The sequence below is a fragment of the Streptosporangium amethystogenes subsp. fukuiense genome, from assembly GCF_042665875.1.
Taxonomy (GTDB): domain Bacteria; phylum Actinomycetota; class Actinomycetes; order Streptosporangiales; family Streptosporangiaceae; genus Streptosporangium; species Streptosporangium fukuiense.
Genome location: NZ_JBHTEE010000001.1, coordinates 1,507,317 through 1,532,102, shown reverse-complemented (window position 1 = coordinate 1,532,102; position 24,786 = coordinate 1,507,317). Strand labels below are relative to the sequence as shown.

Sequence of the window (24,786 nt, the reverse complement as noted above, 5' to 3'; positions counted from 1 at the left end):
CGGCTAACCCGATATCTCCCGGCGGCCCCCGATACGGCCACGCATAACCGGCCGATTTACAGATCCACAAAAACCTGCCGACGAGGGCGGGGTCCCGGTGGCACCCGGCCCTCGTCATCCACGGTGGCTCACCGGCGCCGGTGGACCTCCAAGGAGCGCCGGATCCAGAAGACCACCACCGGCACCCTCCCACGGCGGCTCACCAGCGCTGGTGGACCTGGGAGCGGATCAGCTCGTCATAGATCTCCCGCACACCCTGGAGAGTGGCCTCGGGCAGCGCGTCGAACGCGGCGGCGGCCGCGTTGGCACGGGCCTGGGCGGGGTTGCGCGCACCGGGGATGACCACGGAGACACCGGGCTGGTCGATGATCCAGCGCAGCGCGAACTGCGCCATGGTGATCTGGGGCGGCACCAGCGGGGCCAGGCGGCGCACCGCCTCCAGGCCGGTGGCGTAGTCGACCCCGGAGAAGGTCTCGCCGACGTCGAAGGACTCGCCGTGCCGGTTGAAGGTGCGGTGGTCGTCGGCGGCGAAGACCGTGGACTCGTCGTACCTGCCGGACAGCAGGCCGCTGGCCAGCGGAACGCGGGCGATGATGCCGACCCCGGCCGCGGCCGCCGCCGGGAGCACCTTCTCCAGCGGCTTGAGCCGGAAGGCGTTGAGGATGATCTGAACGGTGGCCACGTTCGGCCGGGCGATCGCGGTCAGCGCCTCCTCGCAGGTCTCCACGCTCACCCCGTAGGCGGCCACGCGGCCCTCGGCCACGATGGTGTCGAGGGCGTCGAAGACCTCGTCCGAGGAGTAGACCGGGGTGGGCGGGCAGTGCAACTGCACCAGGTCGAGGGTGTCGACGCCGAGATTGGCCCGGGAGCGGTCGGTCCAGGCCCGGAAGTTGTCCAGGGTGTAGGCGGACGGCTCCTGGACGACACGGCGGCCCATCTTGGTGGCCACGGTCAACCCGGGCCTGTCCTTGATCAACTGCGAGACGATCTGCTCGCTCCGTCCGTCGCCGTACACGTCGGCGGTGTCGACGAAGGTGACCCCGGCGTCCACCGCCGCGTTGAGGGTGGCCAGTGCCTCGTCCTCGCCGACCTCACCCCAGTCGGCCCCCAACTGCCACGCGCCGAGTCCTACGACGCCGATCCGCCTGCCGGTTCTACCCAATTCACGCTGCTGCACATCAGCGATCGTAGTCCGCGCGACGCGATGGCATCGCCGGTGTCCGGGGCGGAGCGGCCCCGGCCGCCCCGCCATGGGTAATTCTCACCAAACGGGCTTGAGACGCCGCCTACTCCGGCGTCTTCGACACCACATGGGCGTCAGGCCCAGGAAAGACGAGGCTCTCGTGCTGGTCGTCCTCCCAGCGGACCAGGTAGGGCGGGCTTCCGTCCTGGTGATGGAGTTCGACGATGAACCCGACCTTGCGGGGGTCGCCGCTGTGGGTTCCCTCCACGATCAGCTTGTCACCTATGGTTGCCTTCACTGTGGCCTCCTGGATCACAGGTGCCGGTTCTCCGGGCATCCCTCTCCTCCCATGGCATCATCCCGTGGCGCATACGTCCAGGTGGGAGGCATATCGAGGCGGCCGAACGGTTCGGTCCGCCGTGGAATTCCCCCATCTTGGCCGACACTGGGATAGTGAGGCCATGCACGCACTCGACGTTCTCGGTGACCCCGTCCGGCGCCGGATCCTGGAGTTGCTCGCCGACGGCGAGCGGGCGGCCGGCGAGATCGGCGCCGTGGTGCAGGAGGAGTTCGGGATCTCCCAGCCCGGCGTCTCGCAGCACCTGCGCGTGCTGCGGGACAACGGGTTCGCGACCGTGCGCGCCCAGGGAACGCGGCGCCTGTACGCCGTCGACCCCACCCCGCTGCGGGAGGTGGACATGTGGCTCGACCGCTACCGGCACTTCTGGACCCAGCGCCTCGACGCGCTGGGCACCGAGATCACCCGGGGAAAGCGGGAGCGCCGCGCCGGAGAGGCCCGCTGAGGCCGTCCCCGCCCGGAGGGCCGCAGGAGTACACAGGCGTAACGGAGGGCGAGATGACATCTCTATTGACGGAACCTTTGGGACCGGTCTAGCGTGGCGGGAGAACCACCAGCCGCAGGAGAGAACCATGACCCAGGTAGCCGCGCCAGGCTTCGGGTCCAGCCTGCCCTGCCCCAGGGATCCGATGCGGATCCGCCCGCCGCGCAAGGGCCTGCGCCCAGGTACCGCCGCCGGGGATCCGCAGACCCCCTTCTGACCCTGGCGTCGCGGCGGGCTCCGCCGCACGACCGGTTCGTGCGGCCTCTCCCGTCGCGTTCCCGCCCGGATCACGTGTACCGCCCCGGCGAGCACTTTCTGAGACGACCCCGAGCACTCGGAGCGCATCATGACCACAGACCTTTCCTCATCCCCCATCACCGGTCCCTCCGCCTGGCGCGGTGACGAGCTGGCCGGATCGACCGAGTGGATCTACCTGCTCAGCGACGCCGAGCGCGAGGAGCTGGAGACCCTGGGCCGCCGGTTCGTCGAGGACGACCCCGACCTGCGCAAGGTGACCGCGGAGAGCTACCCGCTCGTCGCCGCGCGCGACATGATCGAGGAGTGCGCGCGGCAGATGGACGCCGGACGCGGCTTCATCCTGGTCCGCGGCCTGCGCACCGACGAGTACGGCGACACGCTGTCCGGCGCGATCTTCTTCCTGATGGGCCTGCACCTCGGCACGCCGATGGAGCAGAACCAGCTCGGCAACGTGCTCGACCACGTCATCGCGACCTCCAACAAGACGCTCGACGACCCCGGAGCGCTGCCGTCGCGGGTGCGCGACCGGCTGCCCTTCCACTCCGACAGCTCCGACGTGGTGGCGCTGATGTGCCTGCGCGCGTCCAAGGAGGGCGGCTCCAGCAGCCTGGTGAGCGGCACGACGATCTACAACGAGATCCTGCGCCGCCGCCCCGACCTCGCTCCCCTGCTGTTCGAGCCCTGGCACTGGGACTGGCGGGGCCAGGACCCCGACGCCCTCTCGAACACCTACGTCTCCCCGATCTGCAGCTACGTCGACGGGATCTTCAGCACCTACGCCGGCAGCACGATGATCTTCTCCGCCCAGAAGTACCCCGGCGTGCCGAAGCTCACCGACGCGCAGATCGAGCTGCTGCACCTCTACGACGAGATCAGCCAGGAGCAGGGGCTCCCGATCGACATGGACTTCCAGCCCGGCGACGTCCAGTGGCTGCTGAACTACGCCGCCCTGCACTCGCGGACCAGCTACGTCGACTGGCCCGAGCCGGAGCGCCGCCGGCACCTGCTGCGCCTGTGGCTCAAGCGCGATGTGGGCCGTCCGCTCGTGGAGGGGTTCGGCAAGAACGTCGTGAAGGCGAGGGATGAGGAGGACAAGAAGCCGCTGCCGGGCGGCAGCTTCCGCATCGCCGAGGCGGTCGTGCCCAACCAGGACTGGGGCAACTGACCCGCACCACACAGAAGAGACGGCCGGTGGGATTCCTCCCACCGGCCGTCTCGCGTTCGGCGCCCTTGCCGAGGCCCAGAAAGCCCTCAGGGGGCCGTTGAGCATCCGTTCCGGCTCCAACGGCCCCCTGCCGCCCACCAAACCGTCACGGGCGATTTAGGAACGTTTGTAGGCTTGATCGACTTAAAGGGCGTTTAGGGTCAGGCGTCGAGTTGTCGTCGTACCTCGCCGCTGTCCCAGTAGTCGGTGCGGTGCGCGATCAGGCCGTCGGCGTCGACCCGGAACCTGAACACCCCGCGCACCGCCACCGGCCTGCCGCCCGCCGAAGCCAGCCGGAACGACATCCGGTAGGCGAGCGACGCCCGGTCCCCCTCGACGAGGAGGTCCTCGACCTCGTAGCGCAGGTCCACGAAGTCGGCCAGGAAGCCGGTGAGGTTGGCGCGGTAGCCGTGCCTGCCGGTCACGCTCCGCCCCAGCGCCGAGGTGTGCTCGTTGACGAAGTCCTCGCTCACGCAGGCCGCGATCGCGTCGGCGTCGTGCGCGTTGAGCGCCTCGACGTACCGTGCGACCGCGGCCCGGGTGAGCTGTCCGCTCAGGAGGGGTCCGCCCACAGCTTGCGCACCGTGTTGAAGACCTGCTGGTTGTGGGAGATCTCGATGACGTTGCCGTCCGGGTCCTTCAGCGCGCAGATGTAGCCGACCGGGTCGGGCATGTCGCGCGGCTCCCAGTGCAGGCAGCCCAGCTCGCGCGCCTGCTCGGCGATGCCGTCCACGTCGGTGCGCTCGGGCACCTCGATGCCGATGTGCGCGAACGGCGTCAGCAGCCCCAGTTGCCCGCCCTTGTCCTTGTTGAACGAGACGAGCACCAGGACCATCGGGGTCTCCACCTGCTTGTCGTTGGAGAGCCAGGCGCTCTCACCGTCGGCGTCGCGGAAACGCTCGACGACCACCAGCGGCGTCAGCGAGGTGTAGAACTCGATCGCCTTGTCGAGGTCGCCGGTGGGCAGCGCGACATGCGTCCATCTCGCCTGGGTCAGATCACTCATTGATTCCTCCAAATATCGTGTGTTTCACTGCGGATGGTCATCGAGGCTCGGCCCACTCGTCAGGTGGACCCCCGTTCGAAGGGTTGGCCGAGCGCCCTGGGTTCACGGTTCTGGTTCGCGAACAGCAGCATCGCCAGCAGCGCGAGCAGGTACGGCGCCACCACGAGCAGCTGCGAGTTCATCGTCAGGCCCAGCGCGGGCAGCGCCAGGCGCATGGCGTCGGCCAGGCCGAAGAGCGCGCAGCCGATCAGGGTCCGCCGCAGCCGCCAGGCACCGAAGATCACCGCCGCGATGACGATGTACCCGCGCCCGGCGGTCATGTTCTGGTTGAACGAGCCGACCTCGCCGACCGCCAGGTACGCGCCCCCAAGCCCGGCCAGCGCGCCGCACCACAGCAGCGCCTGGCGGCGGCGCAGGTTGACCCGGATACCGGTGACGTCGGCCGCCTGGGGCTGCTCACCGACCGCTCGCAGCTCCAGGCCCCACCTGCTGCGCTCCACCAGCCACCAGGTCAGCGGGACGAGGACGATCAGCAGGTAGACCGGCCAGCGCTCGACGAACAGCGGGTGGCCGATCAGCGGGATGTCGCGCAGCCAGGGAATGCTGACCTGCGACACCTGGTGCGACTCGAACGAACTGATCGTGATCAGGTAACTGGTCAGCCCGAGCACGAGGGCGTTGAGCACCAGGCCGACCACAAAGGTGTTGATCTCCAGCCGGTGCGAGAGGTTGCCGTGCACGAACCCGATCACGAGTCCGATCAGCACACCCGCGACCAGCCCGGTGGTGGCACTGCCGGTGGCGCTGGCCGTGGCGACCGAGCCGAACGCGGCGCCCAGCATCATCGCCTCGACGGAGATGTTCATGGCGCCGGCCCGCTCGGCGAGGTACTCCCCGCACGCCGCGAAGGCCAGTGGAACGGTGAGCCTGATCCCGCTGGACAGGATGGTGGAGATGTCGTCTACGCCGATCACAGCGCGGCCCCCTCTGCGACGGGCGCGGGCCGGGGCTCGGCGCGCGCGGTACGGACGCCGGCCCTGCGCCGCCGGATCATGGCGACGATGACGGGCGGGGCGACGAAGGCCAGCACCAGCAGGGCCTTGACCACGTCCACGAGGAACGGGGGCACACCGGTCGCGGCGAGGAAGCCGCCGCCGGAGCGCAGCACGCCGAAGAGCAGGGCGACGGGCACGGTCAGCAGCGGCCGGTTACGCGCGACCAGGGCCACCAGCATGCCGTCCCAGCCGATGTTCATCGCGATGCCCGGCTGAAGCCGGTTGACTCCCACCGGGCTGGTCAGCAGCACTGCCCCGGCCAGGCCGGCGAAGGCACCGGAGATGGCCAGCGCCATACCGCCCAGCGCGTTGACGCGCACCCCCGCGTGCTTGGCGGCGAGCGGGTTGAGGCCGAGCATGGTGAGCCGGAACCCCCACCGGGTGCGGGCCAACGCCACCGCGACCACCACGGCGCCGACCAGCGCCAGCAGCAGGCCCCCGTTGACCTGAAGGTTGGGGTACTCACCGGCCGAGCCGAGCAGCGCGCCGGCCGGCAGCGGATTGGACTGCGGTGAGACGATGGCATCCCCGACCCGCGACTCCTGCAGCAGCCACGGCGTGTTCACCGCGAACGCGACGACCTGCTGGGCGATGAAGATCATCAGGAGCGTGCTGACCACGATGTTGACGCCGCGGATCCGGTACATCAGCGCGCTGAGGGCCGCCCAGGCACCGCCCGCCAGCGAGGCGGCCAGCAGGACGATCACCAGCAGCACCGGGCCCGGGACCGCCAGGCGCAGGCCGACCCAGGCCCCGAAGAGGGCGCCGATCAGCACCTGGCCCTCCTGGCCGATGTTGAACGTGCCCGACCGGGCGCTGACACAGGCGCCCACGGCGACCAGCAACAGCGGTGCCGCGTACAGCAGCGTGGAGGTCCAGGCCGTCCAGTTGGCCATGCTGCCCTCGAAAAGGGCCTGCACCGACGCCAGGGGAGATCCCCCGGTGACGGCGATCAACAGTGACGACAGGGAGAGCGCCACGAGTACGCCCACGGCGGTCGCCAGGCCGATCTGCCAGCCACCCGCACTCGGGGTGAGGAAGGCCAGCAGGCGACGCCCGGAGGTGTCGTCCGTGCCGGGGACCGGATGGGGCTTTCGCCCCGGCTTCTGGGGGGAGTCCCGGCGGAGGTCCTCGCGGACTTCGTTCACGCGGCCACCCCGCCCACCAGCATCCCGAGCCGCTCGGCGGTGGCCTCCCCGGTGGAGAGCACACCGGTGATCTTCCCGGAGGAGATCACCGCGATCCTGGAGGAGAGCGCCATGACCTCCTCCAGTTCGGTGGATATCAGCAGCACGGCCACTCCTCCTGACGCGACGTCGCGCAATCGCCGGTACATGTCCTCGATGGCACCCACGTCCAGCCCGTGCGTGGGCTGCGCGGCGACCAGCACGAGCGGTCCCGCCGAGAGCTCGCGGGCGAGCACGACCCGCTGCTGGTTGCCGCCCGACAGGCTGCGCACCGGGGTGTCCATCGACGGGGTGACGATGTTGAACTCGGCCGCCAGGCGGCGGGCCAGCTCCTGCGTCTTCCTGCGGCTGACGAACGCGCGGCCGCTCACGGTGTTCAGCGACTTCATGACCAGGTTCTCGGCGACGCTCATGTCCAGCACCACCCCGGATGCGTGCCGGTCCTCCGGCACGATGCCGAGTCCGGCCGCGTGCAGCGCCCCCGGGCGGTTCAGGTCCACCTGCCTGCCGGAGATCTCGACAGACCCGGAGTCCGGTACGACGAGCCCGGACAGCACGTCGCCCAGGTTCGACTGGCCGTTGCCCTCGACCCCGTACAGGCCGACGATCTCGCCGGGGGCGATGTCCAGGTCGAAGTCGGACAGCACGCGCACCCCGTCGATGGTGACGGTCAGGCCGCGCAGCCGCAGTGCGGCCACCGAGGCCTCCGGGTCCTCCGCCTTCCCCGTCCCGGACTCATCCGCCTGCGGGGTCTCGACCGGCAGCAGGCCGAGCGCCGCGGCCTCGCTGCCCAGGGAGACCTCCCTGCCCACCATCTGGCGGGCCAGTTCCTGCGGCCCCGTCTCCGCGGTCGCGCTCTGGAAGACGACCTTTCCCTTGCGCAGTACGGTCACCCGGTCGGTGGCAGCGGTGATCTCCGCCAGTTTGTGGCTGATCAGGATGACCGCGCGGTTCTCCGAGCGGACCACGTGGCGCAGCACGCCGAACAGCTCGGCCGACTCCGCCTGGGTCAGCACGGACGTCGGTTCGTCGAGGATGAGCACCGACGGGTCCCGGCGCAGGCATTTGATCAGCTCGACCCGCTGCCGCTCGCCCGCGGAGAGCCGTTCGACTCTGGCCAGCGGGTCGATCGGCAGGCCGTAGCGTTGGGAGACGTCCCGCACCTGGTCGCAGGCGGCGGCCTTGTCGATCTTCCCGGTGTCCCCCAGGATGACGTTCTCCCAGACCGTCAGCGGATTGATCAGGCTGAAGTGCTGGTGCACCATGCCGATGCCGAGAGCCACGGCCTCCTGCGGGCTGCCGATGTCGACCGGCCCGTCATGGTGCAGGATGGTTCCGGCGTCCCGCTGGACGAGGCCCAGCAGGATCTTCATGAGCGTCGACTTTCCGGCCCCGTTCTCACCGAGCAGACCGTGGATCTCGCCCTGGTGCACGGCGAGATCCACGGCGTCGCAGGCGACGACCGGACCGTAGCTCTTGCTGATTCCCCGCAGCCGCAACGCGGGCGCCGATGGCGGGGTGAGCTCCCTCGCCCGTTCGTCCTCTGTCATATCAGGAACCGAGCCTCTTCACCGTCTCCGTGGTGTCGATCTTCTTGCTACCGACGTCGGCGATGAATGCCTTCAGCTTCTCGTTCTGCTCGGGGGTCCCGTTACAGATCCTGACGGTCGGGAACGGGTCGACGCCGAGCGTCCAGACCTTCTCCACGCCCATCTGCAGCTTCGCGGCGGCGAGTTCCTCCAGCGCGGCCTTGAAGTAGTCTCCGGGGCTGAAGAGCACCGAGATGTCGAACTTGGGCTTGGTGGAGTCGCACCGGTCGGTACCGGGGGTGAGGGTGAGGACCCCGTTGGCGTTGGCCAGCTCCGCCGACGCGTCGGTGGCGCCGCCCAGATAGGGGTAGATGACCTTGATACCCTGGCTGATCTGCGCCTGGGTGGCCTCCTTGGCCTTGGCCGAGTCGTTGAGGTCTCCGCTGTAGGTGGTCGTCAGCGTGGCCTCGGGAACCACCAGCCGGATGCCGGCCTTGAACGCGGCGGACGCGGTGACGGTGAAGTCGGCCTCTGGGCCGGTCACGAACCCTGCCTTGGTGTCGCCGTTGTCCTTCATGATCAGACCCGCCGCGTAACCCGCGGCCAGCATGCTCTGGTCGGCCCGGTCGGTGGAGAGCATGATCTTCGGGGTCTGCAGGATGTTGTCGGCGGACGGCACGTACCAGGCGGTCTTGGCGCACACCGGCTCCTCCGAGGCCGGGATCGCGTCCCGAAGCTCCGAGGCGCCGAGGGCCACCATGTCGACCTTCTGCTGGCAGAGCGCCCGCGCGGCGTTGAGCGCGTCACTGGTGTTGACGCTGCCGCGCTTGATGATCGTCCAGCCCTTCTCCTTGGCGAACGCCTCCGCCGTGTCGACGAAGCTCTGGTAGTAGCCCTTGTCGTTGATGTCACCCGGGCTCAGCACCCCGATGACGACCTTGCCGTCGCCGTTGATGTCCGGCTGGCCCGGCAGCACGCCGCCTTCGGTCTTCGCGCTCGCGTCGGCCGGGGCGGGGGCCGAAGCCTGGGGCGCGGTGGCGTCGTTACTCGCGCACCCGGCGAGCGCCAGCGCGCTCAGGCAGGCGGTCAGTGCGGCCGTGGCCCGGCCCCTTCGATAGTATGCGGCCATGACGATCCTCTCGATCTGAATGCTCTCGCACCGCCCACGGTGCGCGAGTGGGGGATGAATCTTGGTCGCCGGCGGGGGTGCGGGCTTTAGCGGAGCCCCTCCCCTGCCCGCGTGGCAGGTCAGGCGAGCACCTCCTCGCCACCCGGCAGGTCGGCGTAGGCGATACGGTCCTGGCTGAAAATGGACTCCGGCGACGCCGCGACGAACCAGGGAAAGCCCATCCTGCCGACCGCGTGCACCCTGGTCGGATCGATCCTGGTGGGAGACGCCATGATCGACTCGTCCGCCGTTATGCAGACCACCTCGGCCAGCACGATGTGCACGCCCGAGAAGCAGGAGGACGAATCCCCCCGGTCGATGACCTCGCGTACCCGGCATTCCAGGTGCGCCGGGCTGTCGGCCAGCGACGGGGGCCGGACGACCTGCGACGGCACGGTCCGCCAGCCGACGAGACCGGCCTCGTCCACGCCGGCCGGATACTCCCTGGCCACCGTCTCGATATGGTCGGCCAGGGCGGTCGTGGTCACGTTGATCACGAACTCGCCCGAGGCGTTCAGGTTCACCCAGCTGTCCTTGGGCTCGTCCGTCGCCTCCCTGACCGAGCCCACCGTGACCGCGACCAGCGGCGGTTCCCCGGAGACCGGCATGTAGTAGCTGAACGGGGCGACGTTCACACCGCCCTTGGCGTCCAGCGTGGTGATCATCGCGATCGGGCGCGGCACGACGAGCTGGGAGAGCAGTCCCTGCTTCTGCGCCGGTGTCCTGTCTGCGAGATCGATGATCCTCATCCGCGTACTCCTTGGATGTACTCTTCCGCCGACAGGGCCTGCCAGCGGTGGGGAACGTCGATGCCGGTCCTGCGGAGCAGCGCGGCGGACCGTGCCCGCGCCTCCTCCGACAGGGCTTCGAGATCGACGGTGGTGATCCGGCGGTCGCGCACGACCACCTGACCGTCGACGAGGACATCCCTGACCGTGTGACTCGGGGCGCCCCAGACGAGGTGGGTCGCGAGATCACCGCGCGGTGCCCAGACAGGGTCCCCGGTGTCCAGGACCACGAGGTCCGCGGCCTTGCCGACCTCGATCGAGCCGACGAGGTCGCCCAGGCCCACCGCGGCGGCGCCGTCGATCGTGGCCAGCGCGAACACCTGGTCGGCGCGGAGGACGGGCCGCACGTCGCGGTCGCGCTCCAGCGCGGCCAGCAGCCACGCGGCCCGCAGCAGGTCGGGCACGTCGCCCGCGTTGTGGGAGTCACACCCCAGGGCGACCCTGCCGCCTCGGCGTACGAGCTCGGCGTGCCGACCGGCGCGGCTGTAGCCCTGGCCGAGGCGCAGGTACGCCCCGGGGCAGGACGCCACCGCGGTCCGCGTCCCGACGAGGGCGTCCAGCTCCGCGTCGTCGAGCCAGACGGCATGGCCGAGCACCAGCCTCGGGCCCAGCACGCCCAGCTGCTCGAAGTGGAGCACCGGCCGTCTGCCCGCGCGCCGCGCGTAGGCGTGGACGTCCGCCTCGCCCGGTGAGATGTGCCAGGTGAGGCCGACCTCCAGCCGCTCGGCCAGCTCGGCGGCCCCGGTGAACAACTCGTCGCTCGCCAGGTCGTGCCCCACCAGGGTGACCCAGCCGGTGACGGTCCCGCCCGGCGGCAGCGCGCGTACCGTCTCCTCCTGCAGGGCCAGGGTCTCGGCCGCGGGCAGCGCGTGGAGGGCGCCGGGCGTGTCCCAGCCCCACCGGCCGACCCGGCCGCGGATACCGGCCGCCCGGAGCCCCGCCGCCACCCGCAGCGGGTGGGCCACGGTGCCCGGCTCCAGGATGGTGGTGACCCCGCGCAGGAGCGATTCGGCGGCGGTCAGGGTGGCGGACAGCTCGTCGTCGTCACCGGTGACCTTGCCGTGCAGCGGGACGATCCAGTCGAAGATCGCCTCCTGGGAGTCGATGTCGTCCGGGATCATGCTGCGCACCAGCGGGTCGGCGGTGGTGTGCTGGTGGGCGTTGATCAGGCCCGGGATGACGACGCAGCCGCCCGCGTCGAGTTCGGCGGCGCCGGGGAAGTCCTTCCGCAGGGTGGCGGCGGGACCGATCGCGGCGATGCGCCCGCCGGCGACGGCGACGGTGGCACCGGTGACCACCTCGCGGCGCGGCGACATCGTCACCACGTCCCCGCCGACGATCAGCAGGGCGGCGTCATGCCCTGCCTGCTCCGGCCGCTCCGCCCGCTCCCCCGTCATGGCCGCACCAGCACCCTGCCGACCAGATCGCGCGAGCGCTCCAGCCCGAAGCTCTCGTGCAGGTCCTCCAGGCCGCACTCGGCGGCGCGGAGGGTGCGCATGCCTCCCGCGAAGTAGGCGTCGAGCATGGCGGTGAAGTCGGCCGGGGCGTAGGCGCCGGCGCCCAGCAGGCGGAGCCCCCGGTGGTAGATCTCGGCGAGGGAGAGGGAGACCTGGTCACCGCTGGTGTTGCCGAAGGTCACCAGCCTGCCGCCGATCCGCAGGCAGCTCAGGGAGTGCCGCCAGGTGGCGGCGCCCACGTGGTCGAGGACGACGTCGGCGCCCCTGCCGCCCGTGTAGTCGCGGACCGCGTCGGTTATCGGGGCGTCGTTGCGCAGCAGCAGGTCGGCACCGAGCCCGGCCGCGACGGCGAGCTTCTCGTCGCTGCCGGCCACGGCCACCACCTGGGCGCCGGCCCGCTTGGCCAGCTGGACGGCGGCGATGCTGACGGAGCCGGCCGCGCCCTGGATCACCACGCAGTCGCCGGCGGTCACCTTCCCGACGGCGTAGGTGGCGTTCCAGGCGGTGCTCCACGGGGTGGGCAGCGCCGCGGCCTCGTCGAGGTCGACGTGGTCCGGCACCGGGTGCGCCAGGTCGGCGGGGACCGCCACGAACTCGGCGTAGCCGCCCGGCATGTTCCCGCCGATGACCCGCAGCCGGGCGCAGTGGCCGCGCTCACCGGCCAGGCAGTGCGGGCACGATCCGCAGCCCACCGTAGGATCGACCACGACCCGGTCTCCGGCCGTCAGGCCGGTGACCGCCGATCCGGTCGCCACCACGCGGCCGGCGATGTCCATGCCGGCGATGTGCGGCAGGCTGAAGCCGGGGAGCACTCCGGGGCCGCGCCGCTGGAGCAGGTCGAGCCGGTTGAGGGCGCAGGCGCCGACCTGGACGACCACGTCATACGGGCCGGGCTCGGGGTCGGCGACCCGTTGCACGCTCACCGCCTCCGGGCCTCCGAAGGCCGTCTGGACCAGTGCTCGCAACTCTAACCCTCCAAGCGATCGTTATTCACGATGGCGTCTCGCATTGTGATTCATCGCCCGCAATGCGTCGTACTCTGCCGCCGCTCCGATAGGCGTGTCAATGCCTCTGAAGCCAACTGCCCCGCGCGTCACATGCTTGTTACATGCGGGTCGCGTGGCGTGAATATGCGCAGGTTGGAACGCTGCCATTTAACAGCCGCCCCGTCACTGCCACGTTCATTCCACGGATGACCGGTCGAGCAGGCGTACCGCGACAGCCTTCTCCTGCGTGTACTCCCGCATGGCGGCGTACCCGCCGCCGCGGCTGAAGCCACTGTCCTTCTGCATGTTGAAGGGGAAGCCGATGACCCCGGCGTCGGCGAACTGGTTGACCGAGACCTGCCCCGAGCGCACCTCCTGGGCCAGGCGCAGCGCCCGGGAGACGTCACTGGTCCAGATGCACGCCAGCAGGCCGAAGTCGGTGTCGTTCATCATCTCCACCGCCTGCCGGGCGCCGGAGAACTCCTGCACGGCGAGCACCGGGCCGAACACCTCCTCCCTGGACAGCCGGGAGCGCGGGTCCACGCCGTCGAAGAGCGACGGCTGGACGAACCAGCCGCCGTCCGCCCGCTGCGCGGGACCGCCCCCGGTGACCAGGCGGGCGCCCTCGGCCGGAGCGCCCTCCAGGAAGCCGAGCACCCGGTGGTACTGCGCCTCGTTGACCAGCGGCCCCATGTCGAGGTCGGCGTCCCACGGGCCGACCCGCACGGCGCGCATCGACTCCGCCACCCGCTCCACGACCTCGTCCCTGATGGACGCCTCGACGAGCAGCCTCGATCCCGCGTAACAGTTCTGCCCGGCGTTCTCGGTGATGGAGCCCACGATCGCCGGGATCGCGACGTCGAGATCGGCGTCGGCGAAGAGCACGTTGGGCGACTTGCCGCCCAACTCCAGCTTGACCGGCACCAGGTTGTCCGCCGCGGCCCGCATGATCGCGCGGCCGGTGGTCGTGGAGCCGACGAAACTGATGTGGTTCACACCGGGGTGTGAGGTGAGCGCGGCACCGGCGTCGGCGCCGACTCCGGCGAGCACGTTGAGCACGCCCGGCGGGAAACCGGCCCGCCGCGCCAGCTCCGCCAGCGCGAACGGCGCCAGCGGCGCCACCTCCGAGGGCTTGAGCACCACCGTGTTGCCCGCGGCCAGCGCGGGGGCCACGTTGGCCGCGGTGAGCACTGCGGGAACGTTCCAAGGGAGGATGACCGCGCAGACGCCGTACGGCTCCTGCAGGGTGTAGCCAAGGTAGTCGGGGGTGCGGGTGGGAAGGGTCACGCCGGTCAGCTTGTCGGCGGCGCCCGCGAAGTACTCGATGATGCCCTGGGTGATGAAGATGTTCATCCGGCCACCCGACAACGGCTTGCCCACGTCCCGGGCCTCGAAGCGGGCGAGGTCCTCGACATGCTCACCGATCAACTCCGACCAGCGGCGCAGCAGCCTGCCGCGCTCGGAGGCCGAGGTCGCGGCCCAGCCGGGAAAGGCCCGCCTGGCGGCCCGCACGGCGTCGTCCACGTCCGCTCGGCCCGCGCAGGCCACCGTCTGGATGGTCTGGCCGGTGGCGGGGTCGGTGACACGGAGCTCACCGGCGTCACGAGCGGCTGCCCACTCTCCGTCGATCAGTTGCTGGGCGGAAGGGATCAGAAGTTCGGCCATGTCGGAATCCTTGACCCCCCTTGTTCTGCATGTCAAGATGCCATCTCGTTTTATGAAAATAGCTGTGGAGGATCCGTGCGTATCACCGCCGCCGTTCTGGAAACCTCCGGAGGGTCCTTCGCCCTCCGGGAGACAGAACTCGAAGAACCCCGCCCCGACGAGGTGCTGGTCCGGGTGAGCAGCACCGGCATCTGCGGCACCGACCTGGAGTTCGCCACCTTCTTCCCCACCCCCGCGGTGCTCGGCCACGAGGGTGCCGGGGTCGTGGAGCGGGTCGGCTCGCGGGTGACCTCGGTGGCCCCCGGCGACCACGTGGCGATGAGCTTCACCTCCTGCGGGACCTGCCCCCTCTGCCTGACCGGCTCCCCCGCCTACTGCCGGAGCTTCGACGCCCTCAACTTCGGCGGCAGGCGGCCCGACGGCTCCTCGGCGCTCTCCCTGGACGGCGCGCCGGTCAACGGCCACTTCCTCGGGCAGTCGTCCTTCGCCACGCACGTCGTGGCGACCGAGCGCGCCGTCGTCCCCATCGACAGGAACATCGACCTGACCCATGTCGGCCCGTTCGGCTGCGGTCTGCAGACCGGCGCGGGCGGGGTGTTCAACGTGCTGCGCCCGTCCCCCGGCTCCTCGATCGCCGTCTTCGGGGCCGGCGCGGTGGGGGTCGCGGCGATCATCGCGGCGGCGATCAGCGGCTGCTCGGTCGTCGCGGCGGTCGACGTCAACGCCGCCAAGCTGGAGGCCGCCCGCTCCTACGGCGCGACGCACACGGTCGACTCCTCCGTCTCGGACTCCGCCGAGGCGCTGCGCGAGATCGCACCGCACGGCTTCGACTTCGTCATCGACACCACCGGCCGCCAGGACGTGCTGCGCACCGCCGTCGAGGCGCTCGGCCCGCTCGGCCGGTGCGGCGTGATCGGCGTCGGCCCCAGCCAGGAGATGAGCTTCGACTGGCGCAGCATCCTCAACGGACGCACCGTCACCGGGATCATCGGGGGCAGCAGTCTCCCCCAGGTGTTCCTGCCCAGGCTGCTGGATCTGTACGCCGCGGGACGGTTCCCGGTGGACAGGATGATGACGTCCTACCCCTTCGAGCGGATCAACGAGGCGATCGCCGACCTGCGCGCCGGTAAGACCGCGAAGGCCGTCCTGACCTTCTGAGCTCCCGGTCCTCGCCGGAGACCGCGTGACATCGCTGCGATATGCGAGACATTGTCTCGTGATCCGCGCATGAGTAGACTTCCGGCACCCAGACACCCAGTGGCGCGGCTGGGCAACACCGCGCATCGTTCGTATGGATATGGGGCCTGTGCGCCATGACCCAGCAGATTGACTTCGACCACCACTCCGCGGCGTGCACCGCGGACCCGGTCGCCTACTACGACTCCTTTCGCGAGCGGTGCCCGGTCGGCCGGACCGCGGCCCACGGCGGCTTCGTCTACACGACCCGCTACGCGGACGTGACCAGGATCGCCCGCGACGACGACACCTTCTCCTCCTCCAGGGCCTCCTCGGGCGAGGACCGGGTCGCGATCGTCATCCCCAGCGGGCCGGGCCTGGAGCAGTACCCGATCGAGTTGGACCCTCCACAGGCCACCGAGTACCGCGACCTGATCAACCCCCTGCTCACCCCGGAGGCCGTCGACCGGCTACGGCCGATGATCGCCAGGCACGCCACGCGCGTCGTCGACGCGTTCATCGAGCACGGCTCGGCCGACTTCGTCCGTGATCTGACCAACCCGCTGCCCGCCGCGGTCACCCTGGACTGGCTGGGTTTCCCCGAAGAGGACTGGGCCCTGCTGGCCGGGCCGATCCACGACATCTTCGCCGCGCCCGCCGACAGCGACAGGGCCCGCAGGGGCGCCGAGGGCCTCGCCTACATGGAACGGCGGATCCGCGAGATCGTCCGGCTACGCCGGGCCGAACCCACCTCGGACGCCACCAGCGTCCTGGCCTCGCAGCGCCGTCCCGACGGACTCCCGTACGACGAGGACGAACTGGTCTCGGTGATCGGGCTGCTCATCGCGGGCGGTGTCGACACCACCACCTCGCTGACCGGCAGCGTCCTCGTGCATCTGAGCCGCCACCCCGAACAGCGGCGCCGCCTGATCGAGTCGCCCGACCTGCTCGACACGGCCACCGAGGAGTTCCTCCGGGCGTTCGCCCCCTCGCAGTCCATGGCGCGCACCGTACTCGCCGACACCGAGATCGGCGGGTGCCCGGTGCGGGCCGGCGAGCGCGTGCTGATCCCGTGGGTCGCCGCCAACCACGACCCGGCCGTCTTCCCCGACCCCGCCGAGGTGCGCCTGGACCGGGACGCCACCAGGCACCTCAGCTTCGGCATCGGCACGCACCGCTGCGCCGGCGCCCACCTGGCCCGCGCCATGTTCCGCGAGATGATCACCCAGGTGCTGACCAGGCTGCCCGAATTCCAGGTGCTCGAAGACGGGCTCGTCGCCTACCCCACGCGGGGGAACCAGTCCGGCTGGGACGCGATCCCCGCGATCTTCCCACCGGGACCCCGGCTGGGTGCCGGTTCCGCGCCCGGCACCCAGCCGGCCTTCACCTCCTCTTTCACCAAGGCCGCCTCCTTCGAGGCGGTCGTCACCCGGGCCGAGCCGGTCGCCGACGGTGTGCTGGCGCTGACCCTGGCCAGGGCGGGCGGCGGCGAACTGCCCGCCTGGGAGCCCGGCGCGCACCTGGAGTTCCGCCTGCCGTCGGGCCGCGTCCGGCAGTACTCCCTGTGCGGCGACCCCGAACGGCTGGACAGCTACCGGGTGGCGGTGCTGCGCGAGGAGAACGGCCGCGGCGGCTCGGCCGAGGTGCACGAGATCGCCCGTGAGGGTGTCACCGTCGGCGTACGGGGACCGCGCAACCACTTCCCGCTGGTGGCCGCCGAGGACTACCTGTTCATCGCCGGGGGTATCGGCATCACCCCGATCCTGGCCATGGCCCGCGCCGCCGCCCGCCGGGGCAGCCCCCTGCGCGCCGTCTACGGCGGGAGATCCCGCGCGTCCATGGCCTTCGGCGACGAGCTGGTGGAGTGCGCGGGTGAGCGCGCGGAGCTGGTGCCACAGGACGAGTTCGGCCTTCCCGATCTGGACACGATCCTGGGCTCGGCGGGGCCCGCCACCGCGATCTACTGCTGCGGCCCGTCCGGGATGATCGAGGCCGTTGAGCGGGCCTGCGCGCGCCTGGGCATCGGCGACCAGCTGCATGTCGAGCGCTTCACCGCCGGGGACGCCCCGGAGGTGCTCTTCGATCCGGCGGCCAACACCGCCTTCGACGTCCACCTCGCCAGGACGGGGCGGACCGTGCGGGTCGAGCCCGACCGGCGCCTCATCGAGGCGATCCGCGAGGTCGCCCCCGGTCTCTCCTACGACTGCGAGAAGGGATACTGCGGGGCCTGCGAGACCCGGGTGCTCGCGGGAACGCCCGAGCACCGCGACTCGCTGCTGACCGCCGAGGAGCGGGAGGCCGGCCGGACAATGATGATCTGCGTCGGCCGCTCGTCGTCACCCCGCCTGGTCCTGGACCTCTGACGGTCCGGCGAGGCCCATAGGAAGCTCACAGGAAGCGAGGAGGAGGCGGAATCACCCGCGAGTGACCCGCCTCCGCCCCTCGCACCTGTACCGCTCGCGCGGATCCGTCATACGATGCCGCACATGCCGAACATCGGACCCGCGGAGCTGCTGGTCGTCGCCATCCTGTTCGCGGTGGTCCTGATGATCGTCATCGGGATCGTCATGGCCGCCAGGAAGGGCAACCAGATGCCCATGCCGACGCCCATGCCCACCCCGCAGGGGCTGCATGAGCTCGTCACCGGCCTGGTCCGCGCGGGACGCAAGATCGAGGCGATCAAGGAGCTGCGCCGCCACACCGGGCTCAGCCTGCGGGACGCCAAGGTCGCCATCGACGGCGTGGCCATGGGACACGACCTGTGGAGCCACCCCGCCATGACCCGGTTCAAGGCCGCCCAGCCCACCGCTCTGCCGCACACCGGCGTCGCGGGCCCCGACCTGGCCACCCGAGTGCGCGAGCTCAAGGCCGCCGGCCGCGCCGAGCAGGCGGTCTATCTGGTACGCGGCGAGACCGGCATGGGCGAGCGCGAGGCCGAACTGTTCGTCGAGGCCCTTTGAATCCGGGGCCCGCCCCAAGTGACCATCGGCCGGTGATCTGCCGCCTCACCCCGCCCGGACGCGGGATCCGGCGGCGGCGACGAACCGCTAACCCGTCGTGCCGAGCACGCCGTTGGGGTCGAGCACGAACTTGGAGGCGGCGCCCTGGTCGAAGTCCTCGTACCCCTGGGGTGCCCGCTCCAGCGGGATCGGCACCGCGTTGACCGCCTTCGCGATCTGCACCCTGTCGTGCAGGATCGCCTGCATCAGGTAGTAGTTGTAGCGCATGACGGGGCACTGGCCCGTGGTGAAGGAGAGTGACTTGGCCCAGCCGAGGCCGAGCCCGATGGAGAGCGACCCCTGCTTCGCCGCCTCGTCGGAGGCACCCGGGTCACCGGTCACGTACAGGCCGGGGATGCCGAGCGCGCCGCCCGCCCGGGTGACGTCCATGAGCGAGTTGAGCACGGTGGCCGGGCGTTCCCGCCCCGCGTCCGCGCCGTGGCCGCGCGCCTCGAAGCCGACCGCGTCGACGCCGCAGTCGACCTCCGGCACGCCGAGGATCTGCTCGATCTGGTCCTTGGGCTCGCCCCGTGACACGTCGACGGTCTCGCAGCCGAAGCTGCGGGCCTGTTCCAGGCGATCCTTGTTCAGGTCGCCGACGATCACCGCGGCGGCCCCGAGGAGGAACGCCGAGACCGCCGCGGCGAGCCCGACCGGACCCGCGCCCGCGATGTAGACGGTCGATCCCGGCTTCACCCCGGCGGTGACACAGCCGTGGAAGCCGGTCGGGAAGATGTCGGCGAGCATGGCCAGGTCGAGGATCTTCTCCATCGCCCGGTCCCTGTCCGGGAACTTGAGCAGGTTCCAGTCGGCATAGGGCACCAGGACGTACTGGGCCTGCCCGCCGACCCAGCCGCCCATGTCGACATAGCCGTACGCCGAGCCCGGCCGGTCGGGGTTGACGTTCTCGCAGATCCCGGTCTTGCCCTCCTTGCAGTTGCGGCAGCGGCCGCAGGAGATGTTGAAGGGCACCGAGACGAGGTCGCCCACCTTCGTGAACTCCGCGTCCGGACCCACCTCGACGACCTCTCCGGTGATCTCGTGGCCGAGCACGAGGCCGATGGGCGCGGTGGTACGGCCACGGACCATGTGCTGGTCGCTGCCGCAGATGTTCGTCGCGACGGCCTTGACGATCGCCCCGTGCGGCACCTTGCGGCCCACGTTGGCGGGGTTGACCCCCGGGCCGTCCTTGAGCTCGAACTCGGGATAGTCGATGTTCCGGACTTCCACCTTGCCCGCCCCCTGGTAGGAGACGGCTCTGTTGCTCGGCATGACGTCCTCCGTGTTTCCTCGTGGCGCCCTTCCGCGTGATGCCCGGTGGAGCAGCCGGTCGTCGTCCGCGAGGAGGCTACGAGGGGGCTGTGACGGCCGAATCCGGGCCGGAGACAATGGCTCTCTGTCCGTTTTCCACCATATACCCGCCGTTTTCGGCGCCACCCGGGAGCCGTTCTCCCCACGAAGGGCACGGCAACGCCCGGTCCTCCGATACCGCGGCAGCCGCCCGGGATCTCGTAGCGGCACCGCCGGTGGTCGTCGTACGACTGACGCGGTGGTCCCGGCATCGTGGAGATCGACGTGGACCTGCGCGAAGGCGGGACGGAACCGGTTCTCATCCGTCGTCGACGCTCTCGCGCGAAGATCAGGCCGAGGTGAGCGGGGCCAGTCGCCGGCTGAGCCGGAGGACGGCCTCCGCCATTCGGGAGTCGGCGACGGGGCGGAAGGGCGCGACGGGACGAGCCTTGGGTCCGATGACCAGGCCGGTCCGCCCGTCCAGTGAGGCGTCGGCCGCCGCGAGGACCGACGACCGTGCGGCCAGTGACGCGGAGCCGGACGTGGCACGTTCGAAGACAAGCCGGACCAGCGGCCAGAGCAGCCGCAGCCCCGGCGAGACGATCTTCGGCAACCGCATGGTGCCGTCGGTCATCGTGGTGGCCGCGCCGCCGGGATCGGCCGCGAAGACCGAGATGCCCGTGCCTCGCAGCCGCTCCGCCAACTCCAGCGTGTAGGCGAGGTTGGCGAGCTTGGCTCGGCCGTACCAGTGAAAGCCGTAGTAGCCGCCCGGGGGCTCGACGGCGTCGAAGGAGCGTTTGGCCACCCGGACCGCGCCCGAGGTGACATTCACGATCCGGCTCGGCCCTCCGGCCCGGAGCGACTCCAGCAACAGTTCGGTCAGCAGGTACGGGGAAAGGTGGTTGACGGCGAACGACGCCTCGATCCCGTCCACCGTCTGCTGCCGATCCGCGAACATCGCCCCGACATTGTTGACCAGGACGTTCAGCGGGCCCTCTCCCGCGAGCCGGGCGGCCAGCCCTCGGACGGAGTCGAGCGACGCGAGGTCGGCGGCGACGAACCTCGCTCCCTGCCCTGTCGCCACCGCGTCGATTCTCTCGACCGCGCGAGCACCCCGTTCGGCGTTCCGGCCGATCACGGTCACCGCGTGACCTGTCGCCGCCAGCCCCATCGCGGTCTCCAGGCCGATTCCTCCGGTCCCCGCCGTCACCACGGCTCGTTTGCCCATGGTCCCGCCCTCCACTGGTCGAACGCTACCGGATAGCTATCCGTTTCAAGGCTCACACCGTAACATAAATGGATAGCTATCCGGTTAATCGAGATGGGCATGCTGCGACGAACTGCCAAGCCGCGGGTTCCAGACCGTCGTCAGCGCGGGGGGCGCAGGCCCTCAAGGAGGACGTCGAGGTAGATCTCGGCACGCTCGGCGTCGTTGCCACCGGAGCGGACCGCGTGCTCGATGCCGCAGAGCAAACGGCGGACGTCGTCCGCCTCGATGCCCCGCCGGACGGCGCCCGCGCGGCGGGCACGATCGAGCAGTTCCGCGACGGCACGGTCCAGCTCGCCCTTCATCGCCGAGGTCCGCACATCGGCGTCGCCGGCGGATTCGAGCACCGCCGCGAACCCGGCGTCGTCCAGTATGCGTCCGAGAATGAAACGCAGAAGACGATGCAGACCCGAAAGGGCGTCCTCCTCGGCCGCCGCGGCCTGCGCCTCGTCGACGAGCCGCTGGAAGCGTTCCGCCAGCAGCGCCTCCAGCAACGCGTGCCGGTTGGGGAAATGCCGGTACACGGTCCCGACGCCCACTCCCGCGAGCCGGGCGATGGTGTTCAGCATGAGCGAGTCGTCGCCCATGGCCAACTGCTCGCGGGCGACCTGCAACACCCGTGCGCGGTTGCGTGCGGCGTCCGCGCGCAACACCGCCCCCCGCTCAGCACTGGGTGTCATGGGCACAGCCTAACGGCTTGCCGGCCAAGGGCCGCGAGGCACCGATTCGAACGATGAATCCTCATTCAGCCGCCTTCGACCGGGACGGAAGGGACACCACCGCGTCAATCCACGCCGCCGAACGCCATCTCCCGGTCCGGCGAGGAGAACGCGCGGTAGCCCCCCGAGTGGAAGAGCAGCGGCTCGCCCTCCGCCCGCCGAAAGTGCTCCACCTCTCCGACGAAGATGAGATGGTCACCCCCGTCGTAGGTGCTCACCGTACGGCAGGCGAAGTGGGCCAGGGTTCCGGCGAGCAGCGGAACCTCACCGGTCGCCGGGTGGATCTCCACCCCGGCGAACTTGTCCGGCAGCGGCGTGGCGAACCGCCGGGACAGGTACTCCTGTCCGGCGGCCAGGACGTTGACCGCGAACCGTCCCGCCTCGGCGAACGCCGGCGCGCTGGGAGCCCGCCGGGACAGGCACCACAGGACCAGCGGCGGGTCGAGCGAGACAGACGTGAAGGAGTTGACGGTCACGCCCAGCCGGTCACCCCGCCGGGTGACGGCGGTGACCACCGCCACCCCGGTGGCGAACTGCCCGAGGGCGTCGCGCAGAGATCTCATGGCCCCTTCTCACTTCCCGAACCGCGCCAGATACTCGGCCGCCCCGGCCGGGTCCATGAACCAGCTCGCGTAGTCCGACGGGTCGTCGAAGCCGTTCACGAAGCGGGAGGCCACCTCGGGCAGCCCGCCCGCGGCGCCCAGAACCTCCAGCACGTGCGGCGGCGGGGGCGCGAGAAGCGCGTTCGTCCACGCGGTGACGTGCCGGGCCTCCTGCCAGTAGCGCTCGAAGGCCCGCTCCATCCACGCCGCGTCGAACGGCCGCTCACCACGCTCCAGGATGTCGGACAGATAGGAGGCCGCGCACTTGGCGGCGTTGTTGGCCCCCTGCCCGGTGATCGGGTCGTTGAGCACGACCACATCCGCCACGCCCATCACCGGGGCGCCCGACGGCAACATCGCGACCGGCCTGCGCACGGTCGGGGTGAAGCCGCCCGACAGGACGCCCCCCTCGTCGGTGAGCTCGACATCGCCGCAGCGATCCGCCTCCCACGGCAGGAAGGTCTCCAGCACCCACCGGCTCCTGGCCAGGTGCTCGGCGGGGGTGCGGACGTCCGCCCAGCAGTCCATCGGCCCGCCGGGGACGCCCTCGAACACCATGATCTCGCAGGGGCCGGTGACGGTGAGCGCGGGGAACACGAAGTACTCGCCGATCCCGGGAATCACGTTGAAGCACACCGCGGAATGCCCCGGTCGCGGTACGAGACCGTTGACGTAGGTGAGGGCCAGGGCCCGCTGCGGGGCGCGGTACGACGAGCGCGACTCGTCCCGCTCGAAGAGCGAGGAGATCGCCCCCTTGCCCGCGGCGACCAGGACCAGGTCGTACCGGGCGGCGTAGTCCTCCAGGTCGTCCACGGTGGCGTCGTGTATGACGATCTTTCCGCCGAGCCGTTCCACCTCGGCCATCCACCCGGGCATCTTCAACCGCTGGTCGACCGAGCGGGCGGGCGTGTCGAGCCGGGCGGCCCAGTGGATGGCCGGTTCGCCGTCGGGACCGGCCACCGCGAACTGGATCCCGTCGATCGGCGGGCAGTCGTCCGCCCACAGGTCCAGGCCAAGGTCACGCTCGTGGCCGAGGGCGGTGCCGAACATGGCCTGGCTCGACATGACCCGGCCACCGCGAATGTCGTCGGGGGTCCGGTTGGAGACGACGGTGACGTCGTAGCCGTTCCGCAGCAGGCCGAGGGCGAGGTGCAGGCCCGCCTGACCGGCACCGACGACCAGGATTCTGCGCATGACGATGTCTCCTTTTCAAGGAAGGGGGAGGATTGAGCGGCGCCTGATGAAAAGGTACGGCCGGGGCAGCCGGCCGGGCCATCCGCTCAGCGCGGGTTCCATCCGCCTGGCGCGGGATCCTCCCCGGGCCTCGCCACACGGCGGCGGGACAGCGGCGGCAGGGTGGGGCACCCGGCGCCGGTCGGGTCCGGACCGTCAGCCGTCGCGCAGCGTCCGCGACGGCGCCTGACCGTAGCGCGCGCGGTAGAGCGCCGCGAACCTCCCCTGATGCGGAAAACCCCACCGGGCCGCCACGCCCGTCACCGTGCACCTGGCGGGATCGCCGGCCACCAGGTCGTCGTGGACCCGGCCCAGGCGCACGTCTCTGAGATAGGTCATCGGGGTCAGGCCGAGATGACGCCGGAAACCCTCCTGGAGCGAGCGGCCGCTGACCGCCACCGCGCCCGCGATCTCGTCGGTGGTCAACGGCAGATGGGCGTGGCCGTCGACGTACTCCATGGCCCGGCGCACCACCTTGGGCAGCGCGGGAGGCTGGGGCGCGCTCAGCCGCGCCAGGTAGTTGGACGGCTGCCCGGTGATCAGGGAGGAGAGCATGGCGTTCTCCAGGTGAGCGACCGCCAGCGGCTGCGCGGCGAGCCCGTCGTCGTGCTCGGCCTCGCCCACGATCAGGTCGGCCATCGCCTTCCAGGCCCGTGCCCAGCCCGTGGTCATGTCCATGCCCAGACCGAAGACGATCGGCCTGTCGAGCGGCTCCCCGAGCATCCGCTCCAGGGCGCCCTCGACCGCCGACCGGTCGAACTTGACGATCAGTTGGGGACAGCCCGCCGCCCAGCGCATGTCGAGGTGCTCCGACGGCGACGGCAGGGAGGCCAGGCGGGGTGTCGACACGATCTCCTGCCCGCCGCACCGGATCAGGCTGCTCCCGGCCAGCGGGATCTGCACCAGGAAGAAGGAGCCCAGTTCCCCGGGTTCGATGCGGACGTCCGCCCCGTAGTCCAGGTAGTTCACCCGTACGGCGCCCAGCTGTACCGAGTTGAGCCGCGCGGCCAGCCGCGAGACGTCCCCGGCCAGTTCCAGCCGGTGGGGGCAGAACACGCGGGCCACCCGTTCGCGGGCCTCGTCGAGGTCCGCGGTGTCGAAGACCGGCCTGTTGCCCAGCGGGACACGCCCTCGCACCTCGCCCATCGACGCTCCCACCCTCGGGTGCCCAT

24 protein-coding genes are annotated in these 24,786 nt (G+C 70.7%); 6 read left to right on the top strand and 18 right to left on the bottom strand.

From position 1 onward, the window contains the following. Nucleotides 1–199 precede the first annotated feature (199 nt). Entirely contained in the window at nucleotides 200–1,177 is a 978-nt protein-coding gene (locus tag ACFQVD_RS06595; protein WP_343960953.1) for an aldo/keto reductase, read from the bottom strand. 109 nt (nucleotides 1,178–1,286) lie between these two features. Next, on the bottom strand, nucleotides 1,287–1,481 hold the full coding sequence (locus ACFQVD_RS06590; protein WP_343960951.1) for a DUF1918 domain-containing protein: 195 nt from the start codon (nucleotides 1,479–1,481) through the stop codon (nucleotides 1,287–1,289). A gap of 163 nt (nucleotides 1,482–1,644) precedes the next feature. Here ACFQVD_RS06590 and ACFQVD_RS06585 point away from each other — a divergent pair, with 163 nt between their 5' ends. From ACFQVD_RS06585 to ACFQVD_RS06575, 3 genes are all read left to right on the top strand, one after another. Beyond that, entirely contained in the window at nucleotides 1,645–1,986 is a 342-nt protein-coding gene (locus ACFQVD_RS06585) for an ArsR/SmtB family transcription factor (protein WP_343960949.1), read from the top strand. A gap of 127 nt (nucleotides 1,987–2,113) precedes the next feature. Beyond that, nucleotides 2,114–2,242 (top strand): hypothetical protein, encoded by a 129-nt coding sequence (locus tag ACFQVD_RS06580; RefSeq protein WP_343960947.1) that lies wholly within the window; start codon nucleotides 2,114–2,116, stop codon nucleotides 2,240–2,242. Between the two features lie 129 nt (nucleotides 2,243–2,371). Then, on the top strand, nucleotides 2,372–3,448 hold the full coding sequence (locus ACFQVD_RS06575) for a TauD/TfdA family dioxygenase (RefSeq protein ID WP_343960945.1): 1,077 nt from the start codon (nucleotides 2,372–2,374) through the stop codon (nucleotides 3,446–3,448). 200 nt (nucleotides 3,449–3,648) lie between these two features. Here ACFQVD_RS06575 and ACFQVD_RS06570 read toward each other — a convergent pair whose 3' ends face one another. From ACFQVD_RS06570 to ACFQVD_RS06525, 10 genes are all read right to left on the bottom strand, one after another. Next, nucleotides 3,649–4,059, bottom strand: a complete 411-nt coding sequence (locus tag ACFQVD_RS06570; RefSeq protein WP_343960943.1) for an ester cyclase — start codon at nucleotides 4,057–4,059, stop codon at nucleotides 3,649–3,651. After that, nucleotides 4,041–4,493, bottom strand: a complete 453-nt coding sequence (locus tag ACFQVD_RS06565) for a VOC family protein (protein WP_343960941.1) — start codon at nucleotides 4,491–4,493, stop codon at nucleotides 4,041–4,043. The genes ACFQVD_RS06570 and ACFQVD_RS06565 overlap by 19 nt, the downstream gene beginning before the upstream one ends. 59 nt (nucleotides 4,494–4,552) lie before the next feature. Then, nucleotides 4,553–5,467 (bottom strand): ABC transporter permease, encoded by a 915-nt coding sequence (locus ACFQVD_RS06560; protein WP_343960939.1) that lies wholly within the window; start codon nucleotides 5,465–5,467, stop codon nucleotides 4,553–4,555. Continuing rightward, nucleotides 5,464–6,696 carry an ABC transporter permease gene (locus ACFQVD_RS06555; protein WP_343960937.1) on the bottom strand — a complete coding sequence of 411 codons (1,233 nt, stop codon included), beginning with the start codon at nucleotides 6,694–6,696 and terminating at the stop codon, nucleotides 5,464–5,466. The genes ACFQVD_RS06560 and ACFQVD_RS06555 overlap by 4 nt, the downstream gene beginning before the upstream one ends. Next, nucleotides 6,693–8,285, bottom strand: a complete 1,593-nt coding sequence (locus ACFQVD_RS06550; RefSeq protein ID WP_343960935.1) for an ABC transporter ATP-binding protein — start codon at nucleotides 8,283–8,285, stop codon at nucleotides 6,693–6,695. The genes ACFQVD_RS06555 and ACFQVD_RS06550 overlap by 4 nt, the downstream gene beginning before the upstream one ends. Nucleotide 8,286: 1 nt before the next feature. Further along, nucleotides 8,287–9,393, bottom strand: coding sequence for a BMP family ABC transporter substrate-binding protein (locus tag ACFQVD_RS06545; RefSeq protein WP_343960933.1), 1,107 nt, complete (start codon nucleotides 9,391–9,393; stop codon nucleotides 8,287–8,289). A 119-nt stretch (nucleotides 9,394–9,512) separates the two neighbouring features. Then, complete coding sequence (locus ACFQVD_RS06540) at nucleotides 9,513–10,181, bottom strand: flavin reductase family protein (RefSeq protein WP_343960930.1); 669 nt, start codon at nucleotides 10,179–10,181, stop codon at nucleotides 9,513–9,515. After that, nucleotides 10,178–11,617 (bottom strand): amidohydrolase family protein, encoded by a 1,440-nt coding sequence (locus ACFQVD_RS06535; RefSeq protein WP_343960928.1) that lies wholly within the window; start codon nucleotides 11,615–11,617, stop codon nucleotides 10,178–10,180. The genes ACFQVD_RS06540 and ACFQVD_RS06535 overlap by 4 nt, the downstream gene beginning before the upstream one ends. Further along, nucleotides 11,614–12,642 carry a zinc-binding dehydrogenase gene (locus ACFQVD_RS06530; RefSeq protein ID WP_343960926.1) on the bottom strand — a complete coding sequence of 343 codons (1,029 nt, stop codon included), beginning with the start codon at nucleotides 12,640–12,642 and terminating at the stop codon, nucleotides 11,614–11,616. Before ACFQVD_RS06530 ends, ACFQVD_RS06535 begins: the two co-directional genes overlap by 4 nt. Before the next feature lie 216 nt (nucleotides 12,643–12,858). Continuing rightward, nucleotides 12,859–14,328 (bottom strand): aldehyde dehydrogenase family protein, encoded by a 1,470-nt coding sequence (locus ACFQVD_RS06525; RefSeq protein WP_343960924.1) that lies wholly within the window; start codon nucleotides 14,326–14,328, stop codon nucleotides 12,859–12,861. 75 nt (nucleotides 14,329–14,403) lie between these two features. Between ACFQVD_RS06525 and ACFQVD_RS06520 the strand changes: the two genes are divergently transcribed. The 3 genes from ACFQVD_RS06520 to ACFQVD_RS06510 all read left to right on the top strand — a co-directional run bounded on the left by ACFQVD_RS06520 (nucleotide 14,404) and on the right by ACFQVD_RS06510 (nucleotide 18,464). Continuing rightward, nucleotides 14,404–15,486 carry an NAD(P)-dependent alcohol dehydrogenase gene (locus ACFQVD_RS06520; protein WP_343960922.1) on the top strand — a complete coding sequence of 361 codons (1,083 nt, stop codon included), beginning with the start codon at nucleotides 14,404–14,406 and terminating at the stop codon, nucleotides 15,484–15,486. Between the two features lie 155 nt (nucleotides 15,487–15,641). After that, nucleotides 15,642–17,867 (top strand): cytochrome P450/oxidoreductase, encoded by a 2,226-nt coding sequence (locus ACFQVD_RS06515; protein ID WP_343960920.1) that lies wholly within the window; start codon nucleotides 15,642–15,644, stop codon nucleotides 17,865–17,867. A gap of 123 nt (nucleotides 17,868–17,990) precedes the next feature. Then, complete coding sequence (locus tag ACFQVD_RS06510; RefSeq protein ID WP_343960918.1) at nucleotides 17,991–18,464, top strand: hypothetical protein; 474 nt, start codon at nucleotides 17,991–17,993, stop codon at nucleotides 18,462–18,464. Between the two features lie 87 nt (nucleotides 18,465–18,551). Here ACFQVD_RS06510 and fdhA read toward each other — a convergent pair whose 3' ends face one another. The 6 genes from fdhA to ACFQVD_RS06480 all read right to left on the bottom strand — a co-directional run bounded on the left by fdhA (nucleotide 18,552) and on the right by ACFQVD_RS06480 (nucleotide 24,760). Then, nucleotides 18,552–19,775, bottom strand: coding sequence for a formaldehyde dehydrogenase, glutathione-independent (fdhA, locus tag ACFQVD_RS06505; protein WP_343960916.1), 1,224 nt, complete (start codon nucleotides 19,773–19,775; stop codon nucleotides 18,552–18,554). A gap of 367 nt (nucleotides 19,776–20,142) precedes the next feature. Next, the gene (locus tag ACFQVD_RS06500; protein ID WP_343960914.1) at nucleotides 20,143–21,021 is read right to left on the bottom strand and encodes an SDR family NAD(P)-dependent oxidoreductase; all 879 of its coding nucleotides are present in this window, start codon (nucleotides 21,019–21,021) and stop codon (nucleotides 20,143–20,145) included. A gap of 140 nt (nucleotides 21,022–21,161) precedes the next feature. Continuing rightward, nucleotides 21,162–21,740 (bottom strand): TetR/AcrR family transcriptional regulator, encoded by a 579-nt coding sequence (locus ACFQVD_RS06495; RefSeq protein WP_343960912.1) that lies wholly within the window; start codon nucleotides 21,738–21,740, stop codon nucleotides 21,162–21,164. 104 nt (nucleotides 21,741–21,844) lie between these two features. Then, nucleotides 21,845–22,342, bottom strand: a complete 498-nt coding sequence (locus tag ACFQVD_RS06490) for a flavin reductase family protein (protein ID WP_343960910.1) — start codon at nucleotides 22,340–22,342, stop codon at nucleotides 21,845–21,847. A gap of 9 nt (nucleotides 22,343–22,351) precedes the next feature. Next, complete coding sequence (locus ACFQVD_RS06485; protein WP_343960908.1) at nucleotides 22,352–23,575, bottom strand: styrene monooxygenase/indole monooxygenase family protein; 1,224 nt, start codon at nucleotides 23,573–23,575, stop codon at nucleotides 22,352–22,354. A gap of 195 nt (nucleotides 23,576–23,770) precedes the next feature. Beyond that, entirely contained in the window at nucleotides 23,771–24,760 is a 990-nt protein-coding gene (locus ACFQVD_RS06480; RefSeq protein ID WP_343960906.1) for an AraC family transcriptional regulator, read from the bottom strand. Nucleotides 24,761–24,786: the final 26 nt, after the last annotated feature.

Bases quoted from the DNA above. Each gene is read 5' to 3' on its own strand.
- ACFQVD_RS06545 (WP_343960933.1), bottom strand. From the start codon at position 9,393: ATGGCCGCATACTATCGAAGGGGCCGGGCCACGGCCGCACTGACCGCC.
- ACFQVD_RS06585 (WP_343960949.1), top strand. From the start codon at position 1,645: ATGCACGCACTCGACGTTCTCGGTGACCCCGTCCGGCGCCGGATCCTG.
- ACFQVD_RS06575 (WP_343960945.1), top strand. From the start codon at position 2,372: ATGACCACAGACCTTTCCTCATCCCCCATCACCGGTCCCTCCGCCTGG.
- ACFQVD_RS06550 (WP_343960935.1), bottom strand. From the start codon at position 8,285: ATGACAGAGGACGAACGGGCGAGGGAGCTCACCCCGCCATCGGCGCCC.
- ACFQVD_RS06510 (WP_343960918.1), top strand. From the start codon at position 17,991: ATGCCGAACATCGGACCCGCGGAGCTGCTGGTCGTCGCCATCCTGTTC.
- ACFQVD_RS06525 (WP_343960924.1), bottom strand. From the start codon at position 14,328: ATGGCCGAACTTCTGATCCCTTCCGCCCAGCAACTGATCGACGGAGAG.
- ACFQVD_RS06580 (WP_343960947.1), top strand. From the start codon at position 2,114: ATGACCCAGGTAGCCGCGCCAGGCTTCGGGTCCAGCCTGCCCTGCCCC.
- ACFQVD_RS06495 (WP_343960912.1), bottom strand. From the start codon at position 21,740: ATGACACCCAGTGCTGAGCGGGGGGCGGTGTTGCGCGCGGACGCCGCA.
- ACFQVD_RS06540 (WP_343960930.1), bottom strand. From the start codon at position 10,181: ATGAGGATCATCGATCTCGCAGACAGGACACCGGCGCAGAAGCAGGGA.
- ACFQVD_RS06535 (WP_343960928.1), bottom strand. From the start codon at position 11,617: ATGACGGGGGAGCGGGCGGAGCGGCCGGAGCAGGCAGGGCATGACGCC.
- ACFQVD_RS06480 (WP_343960906.1), bottom strand. From the start codon at position 24,760: ATGGGCGAGGTGCGAGGGCGTGTCCCGCTGGGCAACAGGCCGGTCTTC.
- ACFQVD_RS06565 (WP_343960941.1), bottom strand. From the start codon at position 4,493: ATGAGTGATCTGACCCAGGCGAGATGGACGCATGTCGCGCTGCCCACC.
- ACFQVD_RS06515 (WP_343960920.1), top strand. From the start codon at position 15,642: ATGACCCAGCAGATTGACTTCGACCACCACTCCGCGGCGTGCACCGCG.
- ACFQVD_RS06490 (WP_343960910.1), bottom strand. From the start codon at position 22,342: ATGAGATCTCTGCGCGACGCCCTCGGGCAGTTCGCCACCGGGGTGGCG.
- ACFQVD_RS06500 (WP_343960914.1), bottom strand. From the start codon at position 21,021: ATGGGCAAACGAGCCGTGGTGACGGCGGGGACCGGAGGAATCGGCCTG.
- ACFQVD_RS06485 (WP_343960908.1), bottom strand. From the start codon at position 23,575: ATGCGCAGAATCCTGGTCGTCGGTGCCGGTCAGGCGGGCCTGCACCTC.
- fdhA (WP_343960916.1), bottom strand. From the start codon at position 19,775: ATGCCGAGCAACAGAGCCGTCTCCTACCAGGGGGCGGGCAAGGTGGAA.